We start from the raw sequence: 19,625 nt of genomic DNA, 5'->3' as shown, positions 1-19,625 counted from the left end.
TGTATATGGAAAATGCCCTGTCCAGCACTGCCCTGACCTGCCGTCTTTCCCTGAAGGGGCGGATTGCGGGATAGTGGGGCGGCATTATGCAGGCAGGGACGGAGGGCACGTGGCCACGCTGGAATGGGAGGGCAAGCACGCCGTCACCGTTTATCTGGAACGGATGCGTCGGGGCGTGCTGCAGGTTGACCCCGCCCTGTCCCGTGGGGCGGCGCAGGGGGGCGACAGGATCATCCTGGGGGACAACCTTGCGGCGCTGGATGCGCTTGTGCCCGATCATGCGGGACGGGTGGACATGGTGCTGACCGATCCGCCCTATAATACGGGCCGGCGCGACTGGCTGTATGATGACAGCGCCAGCACGCCCGCGGGCCTGCACTGGCTGGATGCGGCGCTGGGTCCGGCGGTGGCCCGCGCCCTGTCCCGGCAGGACCGCTGGCTATGTCTCATGTATCCGCGGTTGCTGTACCTGCGGCGGCTTATGGCTGAACATGGCGTCATTGCCTGCTGCATCGATGACCGTGAATACCCTCGCCTGCGTCTGTTGATGGAGGAGGTGTTCGGGGCGGAGAATTTTCTGGCGACCTTTGTCTGGGTCAATACCGGCAATATCGATAACCACAGCCGCATCAAGACCAACCATGAATATGTGGTGGTGTTTGCGCGTGATGCCCGGCGTTTCGTTCCCGGGCGCGTGCTGGCCCCACAGGTCGGCGCCCGCAGCAAGCTGCGGCGGCCGGTCATTCGCAACACCATTGTCAAGAACGGGCCACGCAACCCGGTCCGTGATCTGGTGCTGCCGGCCGGTTTTCCCGCAAGCTTTGACCACGGCGTCATTCCCGTCCCGGTAGATCCCGCCTTCTGGCCACGCTTTACCGCGCCGATGGAAGTCCGCGCGGGACGGCTGGTGCATCCCGTTACCCTGCGCAGCGGATGGAGTTCGCGGCGGCAGTGCGCGGCGTTCATTGCGGCGGGATTTAAGGATATTACCGACCGGCAGGGACTGAAAACCCGGTTTTACCTGACCGCCAGCGGGGCGGTGTTCATGGAAAAGGACCGTCAGGACCAGCCCAGCCATATCCTGACCGTGCTGCAGGGCATGGGGACGGTGCAGCAGGCGTCGGCCGCGCTGGCGCGGTGCGGTGTCCGCTTTGACTATCCCAAGCCGCTTCCGCTGGTGACATACCTGCTGCGGGCGTTGTGTCCCGATCCGGGTGCCGTGGTGCTGGATGCCTTTGGCGGATCGGGCACGACAGCGCAGGCTGTCATGGACCTGAACGCGGCGGATGGGGGAACGCGCCGCTTTGTGGTTATGGAAATGGATGAACGGATTGCCACAACCGTAACCCAGCCCCGTCTGGCGCATGTGCTGGCGCGCCATGCGCGCGCGGGTACGGGGTTCCGGTTCTGCAGGGTGGTCATGCCGCCTTCGGCGCAGGATGCGGAGATGGCCATTCCGGTCGGGCACGAAGCAGCCCGCGAAAACTGAAATAGGGTCCGGGGATGCCTTTTTCCAGCAAGGTAACCTTTCCCAAGGCTTCACCAGAAACGTTCCCGGAACTCGTGGGCTGTTTCGTAAACCGGGTTGTTCAGGCAGTCGCCAGCAACGGTTTCAGTCCCGCCGGTATGCCGAAAGGCGGCTGGTAAAAACCCGTGTGAAATCGGCCAGCGTGCAGCTTCCATCTGTTTTGGACTGACAGGCGGGTAGGGGCAGGATGTCAGGCTGTGCCGTGATGGCGTGCTCCGTGCGGAGTGCATCAAGCCCCTGGTGGAAGATGACTGCGCGTACCCGCTGCTGCCCATCGGGCATGTGCCATGTCTCGAACCCCAGCGTGGTGTCGGGGCCGGTCGGGTCAGGCATGTCGGCAAAGGACCAGTCCAGGCCGAAGATCGCCGCCAGCATATCCAGCGTGCTGTCATGGCCTGCAAACAGGACAACCGGCGTGCCGGCCGCAATCATGTCGCCATCCGGTTCGCGCACGGCATTGCCCGCCACCAGTTCCGTTATCATGGCCGCCAGCACATGCCCGCGTGGAAAGGCCAGCGCCGGCAGGCGGCGCATCAGGCGGCTGGCATGGTCATGGGCGGGCATGAGGGTATCGATCGTATGACGGATGTCCGGCTGTCCCCACCCGATCGCGTCATCGGGCATGCCCTGCGCATATTCCAGCAGCATGTCTTCCGCCACGTCGGCGGATTGTGACAGGCCACCGGACAGCCTGGGTGCGTTTTTGTGCCACGTGGCCCTGTCCGGCCCGGTAAAGCAGGGCGTGCCCATGGCGCATCCGTTAGGCTGGACCACGGCCTGCGCTGTGGCCTGCGCCAACCGTACGTCGGCGGGACGGCCGTCACGGTCATGCGCCAGTGCGGTGGACAGCTCGGTCATGATCGTCTGCTGCAATGCAGGCGTATCGTATGCATGCAGGTCGTTGAAAACCGGATCATGCGAACCCGCGGGCAGGCTGTCCGTAACGACCGGGCAGCCGGGCGTCAGGGCGTGGCCCATGATGTCGCCGGTCTGCAGCGTGCGCTGGTCCGTCGCATCCGACCAGACCGCGACTGCCCCCGCCCTGCATCCCTGCGTGGGTAGCACGCCGGCCTGCCGGTAATACCGACCCAGTGCCCCCCCCATCAGGGCCAGGTCGCGTCTGCCGTGGTCCGTCAGGGCACCGGGGGCGACGGGCCAGGTCTGCCAGTGCCGGTGGGTATGTGCGTCCAGTTCCGCGATGGGGTGGGTGGGGCTGCGTATGCCGTGACGCGCGACCAGCACCACACGTTCAATGACTGGCCCGGCCGTAGGAACCGGTGGCAGGGGTGTCGCCGCCCGCGTGCCCGAGACCGGCAGCATGATGCATGACAGGATGGCAAGATGCAGGGGCAGGCGGGACATGCAGGCGCAACCTGTGCTGGGGGCAGGGAATATCTCCCTGCATGACAGGAACAGGCCTGTTCTGCTAGTATGACGGGCCAGAAAAACGGCCCTGCCCGCAGGGGGCAGGAAACCGCCTGACGCATGGTACATTCCTGTTGGACGGGCATACAGTCAGGGAGACCGGTGGATGATGTATCATCCGGCGCAGACGCTGGAGCATACGGGCGTGCTGGCATTTGCAAGGCGGCACTGGTGGATGTGCATGGCCCTGCCTGTCCTGCTGTGTGTGCTGGGCGGCTTTGCGGTGTACCTGAGCCGCGACAGCCAGAGCGACGCGAACTTCGCTAGGCATAACATCCTGATGAAGCATTCACAGGAAGAGGCGGCCTACGCCAAACAGCTTGCGGAATATGACGCGACAATCATACGCGACCGCCGTGTTTTCCTGGACATTACCCGCGCCGAATTCGCCCGTATCGCGCCACCGGCCCAGATGGCGTGGCTTTTGCAGGAATATCGCAAATTCGATATCAGCCGCGTCAAGGTCTATGACGGGCATGAAATACGTCCCTTTGTGCCCGCGCCCTGTTCGGTGCCGTTATGTTTCGTCCCGATCTTTGTCGAGGAACTGCATGACGATCCCGTGCACCACACCAAATACATACAGGTTGGTGCACTGGAGGACATGTCGCGCACGCTGATTGTCGATGCCGAGCAGTTCTGGCGCCTGCGCAAGCTGGTCATTCATGTGGACGCCATTCTGTTCGCGGACCGGCGCCAGCAGATCGCCGATTTTGAAAAGGCGATGCAGCTGCGCGCCTCGCTGGATGTCCTGCGTATGTCGGGGCAGCAGGTTCATTAAAGGTTTTTACCGGTTTTCTTCTGTACAGCGCCGGTTTTTCAGGAGTGAGAATGGTCGTTTCCGTCACGCATGCAACATCGCAGCATCCTACCACGCCAGTGATACCGGTTATCCTGTCTGGCGGCAGCGGCAGCCGGTTGTGGCCCGTCTCGCGCAGTTCGTATCCCAAGCAGTTCTGGCCGCTGGTCTCCCGGCGGACAATGGTGCAGGAAACCGCCCTGCGCAGCCAGGGGCCGGGATTTGCCAACCCGATTATCGTCTGCAACAACGAACATCGCTTCGCCATGGCCGAGCAGCTGAGGGAAGTCGGCATTACCGCGCCGCGCATCCTGCTGGAACCGGTTGGCCGCAATTCCGCCCCTGCCATTGCCGCGGCGGCCGTGCTGGCGGCGGAAACCGATCCCGATGCCGTGCTGTGGGTCATGGCGGCCGATGCCGCGATCCAGAAACCCGAAAATGTCGCGCCCGCGCTGGATATTGCGGTCAGGGTGGCGCGCGCGGGGCGCATCGTGACATTCGGCATGACGCCAACCCGGGCGGAAACGGGGTATGGCTATATCGAAAAGGGCGCCCCGCTGGCCGGGTATGATGGTGCCTACAGCGTTGCGCGCTTCGTGGAAAAACCCGATGCCGCGAATGCCACGCGCATGCTGCAGTCAGGGCAGTTCCTGTGGAATTCCGGCATGTTCGTGTTCACGGCCCGCACCATGCTGCAGGAAATGGAAAAGTGCGAACCCGCCATCCTGACCGCCGTGCGGCAGGCCGTGCAGGACCGTAAGTCGGATATCGATTTTGAACGGCTGGATGCGGCGGCGTTCGCCAGTTCGCCCGATATCTCCATCGATTACGCGGTGGCCGAGCGCACCGGCCTCATGACCGTCATACCCGGTGATTTCGGCTGGTCCGACGTGGGAAGCTGGGACGCATTGTGGGAACTGGGCCCCAGGGACGGCCACGGCAACGTGACCATTGGCGATGTCGCGGTGTTCAATACATCAAACAGCTATGTGCGTACCGATGGCATCCTGACTGCGGTAACCGGGGTGGAAGATCTGCTGGTGGTGGTCAGTGACGATGCGGTGCTGGTGACACACCGTGATCACGCGCAGGACGTAAAGGCCATTGTGTCGCAACTGAAGAAGGATGGCCGCAAGGAAGCGACTGCCCACAGCCGCTGTTACCGCCCATGGGGGTTCTACGAGACCCTGATTGTCGGCAACCGTTTCCAGGTCAAGCGGATCGTGGTGGAGCCGGGGGAAAAGCTGTCGTTGCAGAAACACTATCACCGTGCCGAACACTGGGTGGTGGTGGAAGGCACGGCGCAGGTCACGCGCAATGAGGAAACGATCCTCGTACGGGAAAACGAAAGTGTCTATCTGCCGCTCGGGGCCGTGCACCGGCTGGAAAATCCCGGTCGCATTCCCCTGACGCTGATCGAGGTCCAGTCCGGCCCCTATCTGGGGGAAGATGACATTGTCCGGCTGGAAGACGCCTACAGCCGTTCCTGATCCGCTTTCGCGTTACGGCACGATCATATGCAGGGCATGGAGTGGCTGCGGCCATTTCATGCCCTTTTTTATTTCATGGCGCAGGAAACACGACAGGACAGGCAGGGTAATTTCATAAATCCTTCATAAAACTGTCATGCACATATCATTGTTATTTGTTTCGGCAGTTTTCTAATGTCCGCCCATGTCTGAGACATAGCCAGACACGTCTGTCTTCTTCATGTCGGAGAACATGAGTATTATGTATTTTCCTGCTCGAATGCTTACATGTGCCCTGTTGACGACCGCGCTGCCGGTTATGGCGCATGCCGCGGATATTACAGGCGCCGGCTCCAGCTTCGCTGCGCCCATTTACGGGGCATGGGGTGCTGACGGGCGCAGTGCTGCTGGCGTCAGCCTGAATTACCAGACCGTAGGCTCCAGCGCCGGGCAGAACCAGATTCTGGCAGGCACGGTTGATTTTGGCGCATCCGACGTGCCCATGGATCGCCAGAAGCTGGAAAACGCCCACCTGTTCCAGTTTCCGACCGTCATGGGCGGCATTGTACCGGTTATCAACCTGCCGGGGGTTGCCGCCAACCAGATCCAGCTTGATGGTCCGACGCTGGCCGCCATTTACCGTGGCGAGATCGAGCAGTGGAATGATCCGAAGATCGCAGCCCTCAACCCCGGCATGAAGCTGCCCGATACCCCCATCGCTACCGTGCACCGTGCGGACGGGTCTGGCACGACGGCGGTTTTCACCGGCTATCTGGCCCGTGTTTCCCCTGAATGGCGCGAAGGGCAGGGTGCTGGTGCATCCATTTCATGGCCCGGCGGGATCGGCGCGCGCGGCAATGATGGCGTGGCCGCGTCCGTGCGGAATACCGAAGGGGCGATCGGTTATGTCGAATATGCCTTTGCCGCCAACGCGCACATGACGACCGTCAAGCTGAAGAACCACAGTGGCGCCTATGTCGCACCGGGCATGGACAGCTTCAGCCGCGCGGCGGAAGCGGCGGACTGGAAGGATGCATCGCATTTCGCTGTTGACCTGCTGGACACAACCGGGGCTGGCGCATGGCCGATTGTCTCCCCCACCTATGTACTGGTGCCGGTACCGACGGGTAAGACGGACCATGGCCCGGCAGTGCGCAAGTTCTTTGGCTATGCACTGAAAAACGGGGATGCCGCGGCCCTGCGCCTTGATTACGTGCCGGTGCCTGCGAATGTAAAAACCGATATCCTGCAGCAGTGGGATAGCGCGAAATAATATAGCCGACATATAATAACATATAAGTAATAACATTATGAAGCCGCCCGGTGTCCGGGCGGCTTCTTTGTATTCCGGACTGTCATAAATCCTTCATAAAACTGTATTCGAAACATAACACACAAGATTGTGCGCGCATTCTAAATGAACTCACCCTTCATTACGGAATGATTAATATGATCCGCCGGTCCGCTGTTTCTCTGTTGCTTGGTTCATCTGCCCTGTGGGGCGCATCCTCCTTCCATCAGGCCCATGCAGCATCCGCGTCGGATGCCCAGCAGATACAGGCCCTGCAGCGTGAGATGCAGGAAATGCGCCGGGAAATGTCCGGTCAGATCAGCGTGCTGCGCCAGCGCCTGGTCCGTGCCGAATCTCGCAACACCCCCGCCGCCAACGCGGCGCAGGCCCGTCGGGTTGCCGCAAGCAAGGGGCAGCCGCTGCCTGAAAGCTACGCACGCGATATCCATATCGGTGGCGATAGCGGCATGGGTGGCGGGATGGGCAGCAGCCTGGGCAGCGCCATGCAGAAGGCTGACCTGGGCACGCCGCCGTCCGACCGTGGTGTTTCCTCTTCCTGGGCGTCGTTCCGTGCGGCGACGGAAAAGGAAGAAGCCGTGCACATGGGCGGCATGATCGTGGGCTTCCCCGGTGGGCGTCCCACCATCTCGTCTGAAGACGGGATGTATGCCATGTCCATCGGCCTGGCCTTCCATGAGGATATCGGCGGATTCATGGGCATGTCCCCCCGTGCGGGTGAGGTGAAGGGTGACTTCGCCGGCCTGACCGAAAATGCCCGCCGCCTGCGTATTCCCATCTCGTTCCGTTACAAGAACTGGATTGCCAACATCACGCCTGATTTCGGCGCCTCCAGTTCCGATAGTGCGGCCACGCTGTATGAAGCGAACCTGAACTACGCCGGGTTCCACAATACGGTCATCACCGCCGGTTATTTCCAGCCGCGCGTGACGGAAGAAGATTCCGAAAGCTCGAACGAATTCGAGATGATGGAACGCCCCGCCATTACCGATATCGTGCGTAACATCGCGGCAGGTGATGCGCGCATGAGCGTCGGTGCCCTGCATTATGGCAAGCGCTGGTGGATTGCCGGTTATCTGACCGGACAGAGCTACGGCGCGCGTGGTGGTTCGAATGCGGCAGCGGTTTCCAGTTCTGGCGTGACGAGCGGTGTGACCGACAGCCAGAGTGGCGGCACCTTCCGTATCGCGGGTCGTCCCTACATGTCCAAGGATATTGACGTGCATGTGGGTGTGTCCGGTATCGCCGCGTTCAAGGTGGCGGAAAAGAATGGCGTGCGTAGCGCGAATTTCGCCGAAGGCCCCGAAGTTGACCTGACGACAACCAAGTTCCTGAACGAGACGGTGGGGAATGTGGGCAGCGTCTGGTCCGCCGGCCCCGAACTTGGCTTCCGCTGGAAGCGGCTGGTGCTGAAAGGTGAATACTACCACATTGGCGTGACGCGCGGCGACAACTATGCCGCAGGTGCAAGCAGCCGGGGTTCGGTTGGCTTCCAGGGTTTCTACGGTGCGGCCAACTATACCATCTTTGGCAAGGCGCGTTCCTACAACATCAAGGAAGGCGCATTTGCCGCCCCCGGCGTGGATCACGCATTCGATCCGGCCCATGGTCACTGGGGCGCGCTGGAAGTTTCGGCCCGTTACAGTGTGGCGGATCTGAACAGCGGGCTTGGCACGGCCAATGCAATCCGTGGTGGGTAGCAGACGGTCTGGTCCGCGGGTCTGAACTGGTATCCCAACCGGCATTTCCGTTTCATGCTGGATTACAACCACATCATCGTCAGCAGGGACAGCTTCCTGTATGACGCGGTCGGTCGTGACGGCAACTCCGTCGCCGGTCGTATCCAGGCGGCTTTCTAAGGCGCGGACTTTTTATCTGATGATGTCATGCCTGCCGGTATCGCAGGAATACCGGCAGGCTTTCCCATCCTGATTTTCATAATTCAATACAGTAACAGGTCATTTAATAAACAGGCACGACAGGCGGTGCGTGCGCTATGTGGAACATTGAATGATGCAAGATAGTCCTGCACAGGCTGGCCAGTCGCCGTTCCTTACCATGGGGGATATTGCCCGGAAGGGACCGCTCCTTCGGCCGTCAGACCCGGGGGAAAGCCTTTTTGATCTGTTTCACCGCAACGCGGAACTGATGCTGGTTGCGGTTGTGGATGCGGATGATGTGCCTGTCGGTCTGGTTGAGCGACAGGCCTTTTTTCTGAAAGTGTCAGGTAAATTCGGCCATTCCCTGTTTAATCGTCGCCCTGTTTCATTATTGATGGATACAGCCCCGGTCATGATCGACGCCCGGGTTCTGGCATCCGACTTTACCGCCCGGACCCTGATGGGGCAGGCAGATGACCTCCTGCGCGGCTATATCGTGACCGAGAATGGGCGCTATTGCGGGACGGGATCCGTTCTGGACCTGATGAACGCGTCCCACTCCCATGCGATTGCATCCGCCACCCGCCTGGAACAGGCGGCGGAAGACCTGCGCCGGGCAAATAAAAGAATATTACGCGACAAGCTGTTCATCGACACGATTGTAGAAAACATCCCGTCCGCGCTGGTTGTCCGGTCCGTGCGGCATGAACACCTCGTGCTGGTCAATCGTGCGGCCGAGGACATGATGGGATGCAGGCGTGACCTGCTGATTGAAAAGGATACCGCGCAGGTCTTTGGCGCGGACGAAATCGGCCACCTGCTGGTCAGCCGTCCGGCCGCCGGGCAGCAGGGCGTGCGCGAACAGGTCCTGTGTAACCAGCATGGGGACCCGCGCGCCATTGCCACCCGTCATGTCATGATTGCGGATGAACGCGGGGGCGCGCGCTGGGAACTGTGCGTGGCCGATGATGTCACGGAACAGCGTAATGCCCAGCATCAGGTGGAACGGCTTGCGCATTATGATCCCCTGACCGGCCTTGCCAATCGTGCGCTGTTCAGTTCGCGTCTGGATACGGTCTGTACTGTCGGGCAGGATGCGACATTACTGTGTATCGACCTGGATTACTTCAAGACGGTCAATGACGTTTATGGCCATGCGGCGGGGGATGCATTGTTGCGGCTGGTGGCGGAGCGGCTGCGGGCATGCAGTCGGCCCGAGGATCTGGTGGCGCGGCTGGGTGGTGACGAATTCGCCATTATCTGGCCCATCGTGCCCGCACAGGCGGAACTGACGGGACGGGCGCGTGAAATTGTCGAAACCGTAAGTCGTCCCTACATTATTGACGGCCACCATATTGTCATTGGTGCCAGTGTGGGTTCGGCGCTGTATCCGCAGGATGCCGATAACGCGGAAACCCTGCTGCAATATGCTGATATTGCGCTGTATCGCGCCAAGTCACAGGGGCGCAATGGATTCCAGTTCTTTGACGCCGCCCTGCGTGATGAAATCCAGACGCGCGCCCGTCTGGGCAATGAACTGCGCACGGCCATTGCCAGCAGCGGACTGACCTTGCATTTCCAGCCTCTGTATTCAATGCCGACCAACCGTATCAGCGCATGTGAGGCCCTGGTGCGCTGGCACCATCCCACGCACGGCATGGTTCCCCCGGACCAGTTTGTGGGGCTGGCGGAAGAAAACGGGCTGATCCATGATCTGGGGGAATGGGTTTTGCGGGCTGCCTGCCAGGAAGCGGCGGACTGGCCCGAACAGGTCAAGATCGCGGTGAACGTGTCCCCCATCCAGTTGCGGAACCCACGCTTCCTCAGCATTGTCGAAGGGGCGCTGTCCTGTTCCGGTCTTGCGCCGCATCGGCTGGAAATCGAGATTACGGAAAACATCTTTGTCCAGAACAGCGCAACCAACCGCCATATCCTGCAGCAGCTGGGGCGTATCGGGTGCAGTATCGTGCTGGATGATTTCGGAACGGGGTATTCCTCGCTGGGGTACCTGCGGTCCTTTCAGTTCCAGAAAATCAAGATCGACCGTTCCTTCGTGCAGGAACTGCCCGAACGCAGCGCGTCAGGCATCATTCAGGCCATTATCAGCCTTGCGCAGAGCATGGACATTCCCATCACGGCGGAGGGCGTTGAAACGCATGACCAGTGGGCGCACCTCAATGACCTTGGATGTAATCAGGTCCAGGGCTTCCTGCTTGGCCGGCCCCAGCCTTCGGACGTGATCCGGCAGTCCATCCTGTCCTACGCCTGATCCCCGGATGTCCCGTTTGCGGGATGCATCAGGCAGCGCCGCCCTTTTCGGGAAAAGGCGGCGCCTGCAGACAACAGCCGGTTTTCATCAGCAGCGGACCCACACTCTATTTCTTACAGGGTGGCCATGGGCATATCCGTGACCATACCTGTCTTCAGCAGGGTGGACAGTTTGCCCAGTGCCTCCCCCCGATCCACGGATTTGCCATAGGGCATGTTGGGTCTCAGCCGTTCTTCCAGCCGTGCGACAGATCCCCGCCGTGGCCACGGACGGCGCAGCAGTTCCTCCACCAGTTCAGGATAGCGCCATGGAATATCGATCCAGGCGGAGGCATTCTTCATCGTATCGGGGTCGGTGCGCAGGATCTGCGGGAACAGGGCGATCAGGGTGTGTTCATGCAGTTCCATCGCGGCGGCGGGCATGGGCACCTGCGCCCTGCCGCGTACATGCTGCAGCAGGCGACGGATCAGGGTATTGCCACCATGGCACAGATGGCCAATCTGGGTCAGGCGGGGATTCATTTCAATAAAATGATAGGTGCCGGTTTTTGCGCATCGTACAAAATCCAGGCCAAAAAAACCCGACAGCTTCAATGCCGCGCAGGTGACCCGTGCCGCGCGTTCCATATCGGCCGACTGCGTGATCTCGATCACCGTCGCCGCCCCCGTGCGTCCCTGATAGGACACGACATTGACCCCCAGCGTGCCGATCACTTCCCCTTCCCAGCATGCCACCATGATATTGGCGGGCATGCCGGTGACATGCGCCTGCGCCATGACGGGCAGGGGACGCCGGGCCGTTGCCTCCATGAAGGAATAGATGTCGCGATCCGCCAGCAGCACGCGCAGCGCACAGATCATGCGCACCGGCTGCGACAGGCGATGGAAACCGCTTTCGGCTTCCTGCTGTGTATCCGCGATCACCACGCCAGAGCCGCCCCAGCTCCGGTCGCGTTTGAGCACCCACGGGCCGGGCGTGGCCGCGCACCAGCGCCTGACATCCTCCAGGGTGGCGAGGTTGGTTGCCGCAGGGGTGGGAATGCCCTGTTCGCGCAGGACATCGATAAGCCGGAGCCGCGTCTGCGCATAGGCAAAGTATTCGTGTCGCCCGAGGGATCTTTCGATGGTGTCGCGGCATAACCGGCCCGTGGCGGTCGAGGGGTCGGCCTCGCTGAAAACCTGGTGCAGGGTCACAACGACCCGGTCATCCGCCGGGATGATCAGGTCGGGGCGGAGCTGTGTAATGGCATCAGCCAGCGCTGCGGTCGGCGCGACATACGGATAGGTCTGTATGCTCCTGATCGCACCCAGGCAGCGCAGGGGATGGCCGGCCGGGCAGATGGCATGGACTTCCACCCCGCTTTCCAGGAATTCCACCGCAGCGCGTGTGATGGCCGACCACCACACGGAGGAGACGATAAGAACCGTAAAATCGTTTTTCATGATCCGCAACTTTCCAGCTCGGGTCGGGATTCAGGATGAGGTGCAGGGGAAGTCAGGACGCAAAGGCGGCCTGCGGGACCGGGAACGATACGGGTTGTCGGCCCAGTCGGGCGCTCAGGCGGCGCGCGGCAAAGCGCGCACCCCAGGCAAAGCGTAAAAGGGGACCAAAGCTGCCCGCCGCCATGGGGCCGATGAAGTACAGGCCTGGCACGCTCGACTCAAAACTGTGTGACAGGGCGGGCATGTTCTCCTCGGTGCGGACGGCGCGCGCCAGCACGGGGTCAAGGAAGGGGATGCGCTGCATATCCACCCGGACGCCGGTGCCCAGGAATACATGGTCAACATCCACCGTGCGCGGGCGCTCGGCCTTTGTATCGCGAAAGACAAGATGGACGGCGTTATCGCGCATCTGCGCGGATTGCAGGTCGAGATTGAGCCAGATCGGTACCCTGTCCCGGACAACCTGACCTGTTACCCATCCCGCCGCCGGCCCCAGATGGCCACGTGTGATACGCAGGCGCAGGCGGGCGGGCAGCATGTGAAAGACATCGGGCAGGTCACAGGCCATGCGCGACCGCCACCCCGTCCCCAGACCGGAAACCGGCTTCTTGATCCGGGTCCACAGCAGTTTCAGGCCCGTCAGGTTTCGTGGGGGATGGTTGATCCATATCTTGGGCCGGCGGGTGCAGATAAAGGTCTGCGCGCCAGCATTATGCAGGAAGCAGGCCGTATCCACCGCTGATGACCCCGCGCCAATCACGGCGACCCGTTTGCCCGCAAAGCGGTCAAACGTGGTTTCGTCAAAGGTATGGCTGATCCGGTCGGCAGGCAGGTTGCGCACGGCAGGAGGGGTGTAGGCGAAGTGTTCGATCCCGATCGCCATGACCACATTGCGCGCCAGGACACTTTCTCCATTGTCCAGATGAAGGACAAACCCGTCCAGCGTGCGTGCCAGATGCGTGACCCGGCATGGCTGGAGGTGGGGTACGTGGGTTTTCTGGAATTCTTCGCCGTATTCCCGGAAAACCTCGGCAGGAATGGGTTCGCCAATGGGGGCGTAGGGATATCCCCGTTCCTTGCAGAACCGCGCAAGGGTTGACCTGCGGGTGGGGTCAAACAGGTTCAGTGCGAACCCTTCTGCCTTAAGCCGCAGGGCGGCGGGGACATGATCGCGCCAGAACCCCATCGGGCGCCCGAAAATACGGAAGTTGACACCCCTGTCGCGCAGATGGGCTGCAAGGGAGAGACCATAGGGGCCGGCCCCTATAATGGCTACGTCGGTATTCATCAGAAATCCACCAGCCAGTAAGTGCAGAAATGGAACAGGACCTGATAATGGCCACAAAACGTTTGGTCGTTATTTGCAGTATGGAGGAAACACGCGCACGTTTCTTGTTTCAGGCCCATCGGGACCAGAAGTGTGTGGAAACGGACCTCATGTTCCGCCATATATTAACCATACATTTACCTTATCTCAGACAACAATCACAAAAAAAGTAGGCGTGGGTGTAAAGTTCCGGTCTGGTACAAATCACACACTTTCGACGGATGCTTATGGCCTGAATCGGATTTTGAAACATTTTTTTGATTAACTGACTGTAGTCAGGGAACTTTTCTTGCCCCCATACTTTATATGCATTGAATATGTTCTATTCGTTATGGGTAGGTTATATCTCCGAATGAATAGAAACACTTTGTTAAGGCGGGTGTGAGTGAAGATAGGATCAATTCATAAATTGATCTTATTGATGCCAATTGTTTATTATTTTATAAGAATGTATTCTGAATGAATATCGCCATTCATTATATTTTCGAATATATACAGTGAAACAATAAATGGCGGAAAATTCTGCATGGAAAGAGAAGCTGTAGTCCGCGGAAGTGGGTCATTTTTTTATTCTTCCTGCAAGGAATTCTACAGAACATATTGAAATATAATTTGCAGAATGCTGATTTATTTCCATGTAATGTAAAAATATACAGTCGTAATATTATATGAATTAAGGAAAATATTTATGTGAAGTTATGAATTTTTAGATGTATCTTACATGGGTAATCAGAAATTAATTCCATTTAGGAAATGAACATGGAACCTGTATATTGATAGTGATGTAATCGTAAATGTCTTGGATATCATCATGACAACGGGCTGAAATATATCGCAGTGTTTCATTGTAACAGGCATGCTGCCGGTATAATGGCAATTCGTGCATGAATGCCAGCCAGACGGCATCCGGGATGTCATGCCCGCACGGCATGCATTCCATGCACGATGTCGCTGCGCATTTCGTGTCAGATATGCCTGAAGAGCGGGTCGGTCATCTGCCATGTCTGTCACGAATGGAACCAAAACGGTGGACGCATTCAACCGGCCTGCATGCGATCTGACAGGGGCCGGCCTTGGCACTCGGATGGTTTCAGTTCCGGTGGCGCGTTCCATGCTGATGTGACCATGCAGGGCGGGCACCATCCTGCCGCGAACGAACAGATCCTGCCGCAGATCTGATGGTCATGGGATTGGCAGGGATTTGTGGTGTCCGCGGCGGGATTCGAACCCACGGCCCCAGGATTCGTACCACTTCGGCTTTCACCGCCGCCATAGGGATATGGCGTTCGTGGTCTGGACTGTCCCTTCACCATAAACCGCATGCGGTTGACAGGTGCTGCCCATCCAGTCTCTACACCTTGCCGGAAAACCGGCCTTGGCTCGGGATTGGCACGGCATTTGCCAGAGCGTTCCCCGAATTTGAGCAGATCCGCCACGTGGTTTCCCGTCGTGACGCCCAATTGCAAACCAGGAATCCTGTGCTCTATCCGGCTGAGCTACGCGGACACACCCGGATTTTCTAACCGAGGCAGCCCACCCCGGCAAGATGTTTCACGAAGGGAAGGGGGAATATTTTCCCTTAATGCCGCCTGCGCATCTGTTGCGCCTGTGCGCATAGCCGGGCGATATGGCGCAGGCACAGCACGACATCGGGGCTGCCGGTCTGTTTGCATGCCAGTTCCAGTGCCTGCGTGTCTTCAGCCGCACGCAGCAGGGCGCTGGCGGACCATATCATCATGGCCTGACCGAAGCTGTCGGTGCGTTTGAAGAAAACGGGGGGGCGCAACTGCCGCATGGCGTCCGCCCGGCTTGCCCCGCCATCCACCGCAATCCGCGCCCGCCGCAGCCGGTGGATGTGTGACAGCAGCACGCGTGTCAGGACGACCGGGCTGCTGCCATCGGTGGTCAGCGCCCGTTCCGCGGCCGCGTCCGCCGTCCTGCGGTCACCCGCCATGGCGGCAAAGGCCGCGTCTTCCAGTGATACGCCCGCCGCGTCACCAATGCACGCGCGCACGTCCTCCATTCCCAGCCTGCCGCCCGCACCGGCGAACAGGGCCAGTTTTTCAACTTCACTGCGTGTCGCCGCGCGGTCGGGGCCTGCGCGCTCCACCATCCACCCCAGCGCATCAGGGTCGATCCCGACGTTCTGCGCCGATAGCATCTGCCGGATGGCGGCTTCCAGCGTCCGTCCCTCTTCGGGGTAACAGCCGATCACGCCGCATTGCCTGTCCTTTTCCGCAAAGGCGCGCAATTTCGAACGCGAGGCAAGGCCCGGCGCTTCCATAATTATCAGTGTATCGGATGACAGTCCCAGGCTGTGCTGCAATGGGGCAAGCAGGCTGTCACCCGCCTCGCGCAGCCAGACCACGCGCCGCCCCCCCGTCAGGGCAAGGGCGGTCGTTTCCTCCTCCAGCCGGTCATGGTCTTCGCGGCCCAGAATGGCGACCCGGAACGGATCCTGCAGGTCCGCGCAGACCGCTTTCGCCGCGGTTGTGGCCCGCTCACGAATCAGCCCCGCGTCATCCCCATGCAGGATAATGGCCCGCAGCGCACCCGGTGCCTGCAGGGTGGCATTGACGGCGCGGGCATCGATCTTCACTCGTTCGCGCCCCCGCCGCCTATGCTGATACCGGAGGAGGGGGATGTATCGACATCCGGGGCCATGGAGGTGCCCGAACCGCTCCGGTTGCCGCTGGTGGATTGCGGCGTGCTGTCCATGGGGGCGCTTTGGGTGGACAGGCTGCTGCCTTCGTTGTTTTCCTCGTTCAGCTGGGAATCGGTCCGGCCTGTCGCCAGTGCGGGCAGGCCATCGGCGCCCGGCTGCTGGGACGGCATCTGGTTATTGGGATTTACGATGCTGTTGGGATCGACATAGCGCGGCTGGTTCTGGTCCGCGACCGACCCGTCCACCGCAGGGCGGGCATGGGTGCGGAACCACGTCGCCACCTGCTGGGTGACCTGTTCGGCCATGTTCTTGGCGACACGGGTGCGCACGGTTTCCAGGTTCAGCGTCAGGGCGAAATACTGTTCATATGTATTGTTCACCCCATCCACGACCGAGGCATCTCCCCCCGCCAGCATGTGCGGGTTGTCCCCCAGCGTATAGAGCTGCCAGTGGGCGAAGGCGGTGGTCCGCGTGCGGCCACTGGTATTGTCCGCGTGGATGTCCACCGCTTCGTTCATGATGTAGGTGCTGATGCGCAGTTCATAACCGGTCGGGTCTTCCGGCCCCGCCCCGCCCAGATCCTGCTGCAGGAACTGGCGAAGCTGCTGGCCGTACCGTTCCTGGATGATCGGTACGTACACCTGTTTCAGTTCCGCCACCACATTGGTCACGGTGGGTTTGCCATCCGCGCCGATATGGGTTCCCGTCGTCTTGTACATGGGCGAAAAGCCGCATCCTGCCACCATCAGCAGGATGCCCAGCACGACAGGATGACGGACGGGATGCGCCATGGGCTATTTCGCAACCACGAAGTTGACGATCCGGCCCGGCACATGGATGCGCTTGACGATCCGCGCGCCATCCAGCAGGCGCGCCACGTTGGGTTCGGCTTCCGCCATGGCGATGACCCTGTCCGCGGGCATGTCCGGCGGCACGGCGATCGTGCCGCGCAGCTTGCCCATGATCTGGACGGCGATGGTCAGTTCGTTCGCCTTCAGCAGGTCCGCGATGGCGACCGGCCACGTGCGGTCCACCACCGGCTGGCCGCCGGGTTCAAGCAGCGCCATCATCGTTTCCGCCTGATGCGGCACCATTGGCGCGCACAGCAGTGCCAGCGTGGTGGCCGCTTCACGCCGGGCGAACGCCATGCCGTCCTCGCCTGCCGTCTTTTCCGCATCAGCCATGGCGGAGGTCAGTTCATGCAGCCGCGCCACGGCCACGTTTACACTGAAGGTTTCCAGCGCGTCGGTTACTGCCGCGATGGTGCGGTGGGTGGTGCGGCGCAGGGCATCCGCGTTGCGTGATACACTGGCGGGACACGCGGCACCCGCCGGGGTCTGTTCCGCCACCGTGCGGACAAGGCGGAACAGGCGCTGCAGGAAGCGCGATGCCGCGGCAACGCCGGATTCCGTCCATTCCATGTCGCGTTCCGGCGGGCTGTCGGACAGTACGAACCACCGTGCCGTATCCGCGCCAAAGCGTTCGATGATGGCGACGGGCGCCACCGTGTTGCGCTTGGACTTGGACATCTTTTCCACGCGACCGATGGTGACGGGCGCACCATTGTCGCGGCGCACGGCCCCATCGGCCCTGCGATCGACCTCCTCGGGATACAGCCAGTTGCCGTCCGCGTCGCGGTAGCTTTCGTGGTTGACCATCCCCTGCGTGAACAGCCCGTTGAAGGGTTCGTCCACATGCAGGTGTCCTGTCTCATGCATCGCGCGGGTGAAAAAGCGTGCATACAGCAGATGCAGGATCGCATGTTCGATCCCGCCGATATACTGGTCCACCGGCAGCCAGCCATCAGCCGCGGCAGGCACGGTGGGCGTGGGCGCGTGCGGCGCGGTGAAGCGGGCGAAATACCACGAACTATCCACAAAGGTGTCGCAGGTATCGGTCTCGCGCACGGCGGCCTTGCCGCATTTGGGGCAGGCCACGTGCTTCCATGTCGGGTGGTGTTCCAGCGGGTTGCCGGGGCGGTCAAAAGTCACGTCCTCGGGCAGCTTTACCGGCAGCTGGTCATCGGGCACGGGCTGCGCGCCGCAATCCGTGCAGTGGATGACGGGAATGGGGCAGCCCCAGTAACGCTGGCGCGAAATGCCCCAGTCACGCAGCCGCCAGTTGACCACACCCTGACCGATTCCCATGCCTTCCAGCCGGGTGATCGCTTCCTTTTTTGCCGTCTCGGTATCCAGACCGTCCAGAAAGCCGGAATTGAACAGCGTGCCGTGGCCATCACATGCCCTGTCGGTCATGGTGAAGGTCGCGGCCTCGGCCCCCGGTGGCAGGATGACGGGGGTGACCGGCAGGTTGTACTTGCGCGCGAAATCAAGGTCGCGCTGATCACCGCACGGGCAGCCGAATACCGCACCCGTCCCGTAATCCATCAGCACGAAATTCGCGATCCAGACCGGGAAGGATTTATCGGGCATGAAGGGGTGGCTGACGCGCAGCCCGGTGTCGAAACCGCGTTTTTCAGCGGTTTCGATTGCCTCTTCCGACGTGCCCAGACGCTGGCATTCGGCAATGAATTCCCCGGCCGCCGCGTTTTTGGCCGCGACCTTGGCCGCCAGCGGATGGTCGGCCGCAATGGCCAGGAAGGACATGCCGAACAGCGTGTCGGGACGGGTGGTGAAGACCTCGATCGAATCAAGGTCGATATCGAAACCCGTGGGCGGTTCATGCAGGGCGAAACGGACCCTTGCCCCTTCGGATCGGCCAATCCAGCGTTCCTGCATGGTGCGCACGCGTTCGGGCCAGCGCGGCAGGGTGGACAGGCCATCAAGCAGCTGCGGGGCGAATTTCGTGATTTTCAGGAACCACTGCGACAGCTTCTTCTGTTCGATCAGCGCGCCCGAACGCCAGCCCCGGCCATCGACCACCTGCTCGTTCGCCAGCACGGTGTTGTCCACGGGATCCCAGTTGACCCAGCTTTCACGCCGTTCAACCAGGCCGCCCTTGAGCATGTCGAGGAACAGCTTCTGCTGCTTGCCATAATATTCCGGCAGGCAGGTCGCGATCTCACGGTCCCAGTTGAATGAAAAGCCCAGCCGTTTCAGCGTTGCGCGCATGGCGGCGATGTTGTCCATCGTCCACTTGCCCGGATGCACCCCGCGTTCGCGCGCGGCATTTTCCGCCGGCAGGCCAAAGGCGTCCCAGCCCATCGGGTGCAGCACGCTGAAGCCACGCGCACGCTTGTACCGCGCCACCACATCGCCCAGCGTGTAATTGCGCACATGGCCCATGTGCAGCTGTCCCGACGGATAGGGGAACATCTCCAGCACATAATATTTCGGCCGGTCGGCAGGGGGGACATCGGGGACATTGAAGATGCCCGACGAAGCCCAGCGTTCCTGCCACTGCGGCTCGGCCGTGTGGAAGTCATAGGCGGGGGTGGCGCTGTCCGGTGGGGTGCTGGTTTCGGTCATCTTCTTCTGGTTCGGTATGCGGGGGCGGGGATGCCCCGCCGGAAAGGTGCGGGCAGCACGGCCTGTGCCACCCGGTGGAAAGGA

Annotated in this window: 11 protein-coding genes and 1 pseudogene; 6 read left to right on the top strand and 6 right to left on the bottom strand. The window is 60.9% G+C overall.

What is annotated here, in order from left to right; translation table 11 throughout:
• Positions 1 to 109 precede the first annotated feature (109 nt).
• Entirely contained in the window at positions 110 to 1,489 is a 1,380-nt protein-coding gene (locus HNO79_RS01880) for a site-specific DNA-methyltransferase (RefSeq protein WP_214164250.1), read from the top strand.
• Between the two features lie 123 nt (positions 1,490 to 1,612).
• Here the strand turns inward: HNO79_RS01880 and HNO79_RS01875 are convergent, their stop codons facing one another.
• Positions 1,613 to 2,890 carry a histidine-type phosphatase gene (locus HNO79_RS01875; RefSeq protein ID WP_214164251.1) on the bottom strand — a complete coding sequence of 426 codons (1,278 nt, stop codon included), beginning with the start codon at positions 2,888 to 2,890 and terminating at the stop codon, positions 1,613 to 1,615.
• Positions 2,891 to 3,059: 169 nt separating this feature from the next.
• Here HNO79_RS01875 and HNO79_RS01870 point away from each other — a divergent pair, with 169 nt between their 5' ends.
• From HNO79_RS01870 to HNO79_RS01850, 5 genes and pseudogenes are all read left to right on the top strand, one after another.
• Complete coding sequence (locus HNO79_RS01870; RefSeq protein ID WP_048857110.1) at positions 3,060 to 3,734, top strand: hypothetical protein; 675 nt, start codon at positions 3,060 to 3,062, stop codon at positions 3,732 to 3,734.
• 50 nt (positions 3,735 to 3,784) lie between these two features.
• On the top strand, positions 3,785 to 5,242 hold the full coding sequence (locus HNO79_RS01865) for a mannose-1-phosphate guanylyltransferase/mannose-6-phosphate isomerase (protein WP_214164252.1): 1,458 nt from the start codon (positions 3,785 to 3,787) through the stop codon (positions 5,240 to 5,242).
• A 259-nt stretch (positions 5,243 to 5,501) separates the two neighbouring features.
• Positions 5,502 to 6,494: a phosphate ABC transporter substrate-binding protein PstS gene (gene pstS / locus HNO79_RS01860; protein ID WP_214164253.1), complete on the top strand. Its 993-nt coding sequence runs from the start codon at positions 5,502 to 5,504 to the stop codon at positions 6,492 to 6,494.
• A 167-nt stretch (positions 6,495 to 6,661) separates the two neighbouring features.
• Positions 6,662 to 8,389: pseudogene (locus HNO79_RS01855) on the top strand (OprO/OprP family phosphate-selective porin).
• A gap of 433 nt (positions 8,390 to 8,822) precedes the next feature.
• Positions 8,823 to 10,679 (top strand): putative bifunctional diguanylate cyclase/phosphodiesterase, encoded by a 1,857-nt coding sequence (locus HNO79_RS01850; protein ID WP_242405481.1) that lies wholly within the window; start codon positions 8,823 to 8,825, stop codon positions 10,677 to 10,679.
• A 113-nt stretch (positions 10,680 to 10,792) separates the two neighbouring features.
• Here HNO79_RS01850 and HNO79_RS01845 read toward each other — a convergent pair whose 3' ends face one another.
• The 5 genes from HNO79_RS01845 to leuS form a co-directional block, all read right to left on the bottom strand.
• A complete protein-coding gene (locus HNO79_RS01845) occupies positions 10,793 to 12,121 on the bottom strand; it encodes an ATP-grasp domain-containing protein (RefSeq protein ID WP_214164254.1) in 1,329 nt (442 codons plus the stop codon).
• Positions 12,122 to 12,173: 52 nt separating this feature from the next.
• Complete coding sequence (locus HNO79_RS01840; RefSeq protein ID WP_010517347.1) at positions 12,174 to 13,409, bottom strand: NAD(P)-binding domain-containing protein; 1,236 nt, start codon at positions 13,407 to 13,409, stop codon at positions 12,174 to 12,176.
• Positions 13,410 to 15,027: 1,618 nt separating this feature from the next.
• Positions 15,028 to 16,047: a DNA polymerase III subunit delta gene (holA, locus tag HNO79_RS01835; RefSeq protein WP_214164255.1), complete on the bottom strand. Its 1,020-nt coding sequence runs from the start codon at positions 16,045 to 16,047 to the stop codon at positions 15,028 to 15,030.
• A complete protein-coding gene (locus HNO79_RS01830) occupies positions 16,044 to 16,904 on the bottom strand; it encodes an LPS assembly lipoprotein LptE (protein WP_010515101.1) in 861 nt (286 codons plus the stop codon). The genes holA and HNO79_RS01830 overlap by 4 nt, the downstream gene beginning before the upstream one ends.
• A gap of 3 nt (positions 16,905 to 16,907) precedes the next feature.
• Positions 16,908 to 19,541: a leucine--tRNA ligase gene (gene leuS, locus HNO79_RS01825; protein WP_110507000.1), complete on the bottom strand. Its 2,634-nt coding sequence runs from the start codon at positions 19,539 to 19,541 to the stop codon at positions 16,908 to 16,910.
• Between the last annotated feature and the right edge of the window lie 84 nt (positions 19,542 to 19,625).

The sequence above is a fragment of the Komagataeibacter oboediens genome, from assembly GCF_018491655.1.
Taxonomy (GTDB): domain Bacteria; phylum Pseudomonadota; class Alphaproteobacteria; order Acetobacterales; family Acetobacteraceae; genus Komagataeibacter; species Komagataeibacter oboediens.
This window is presented reverse-complemented; position numbering and strand designations above follow the sequence as displayed.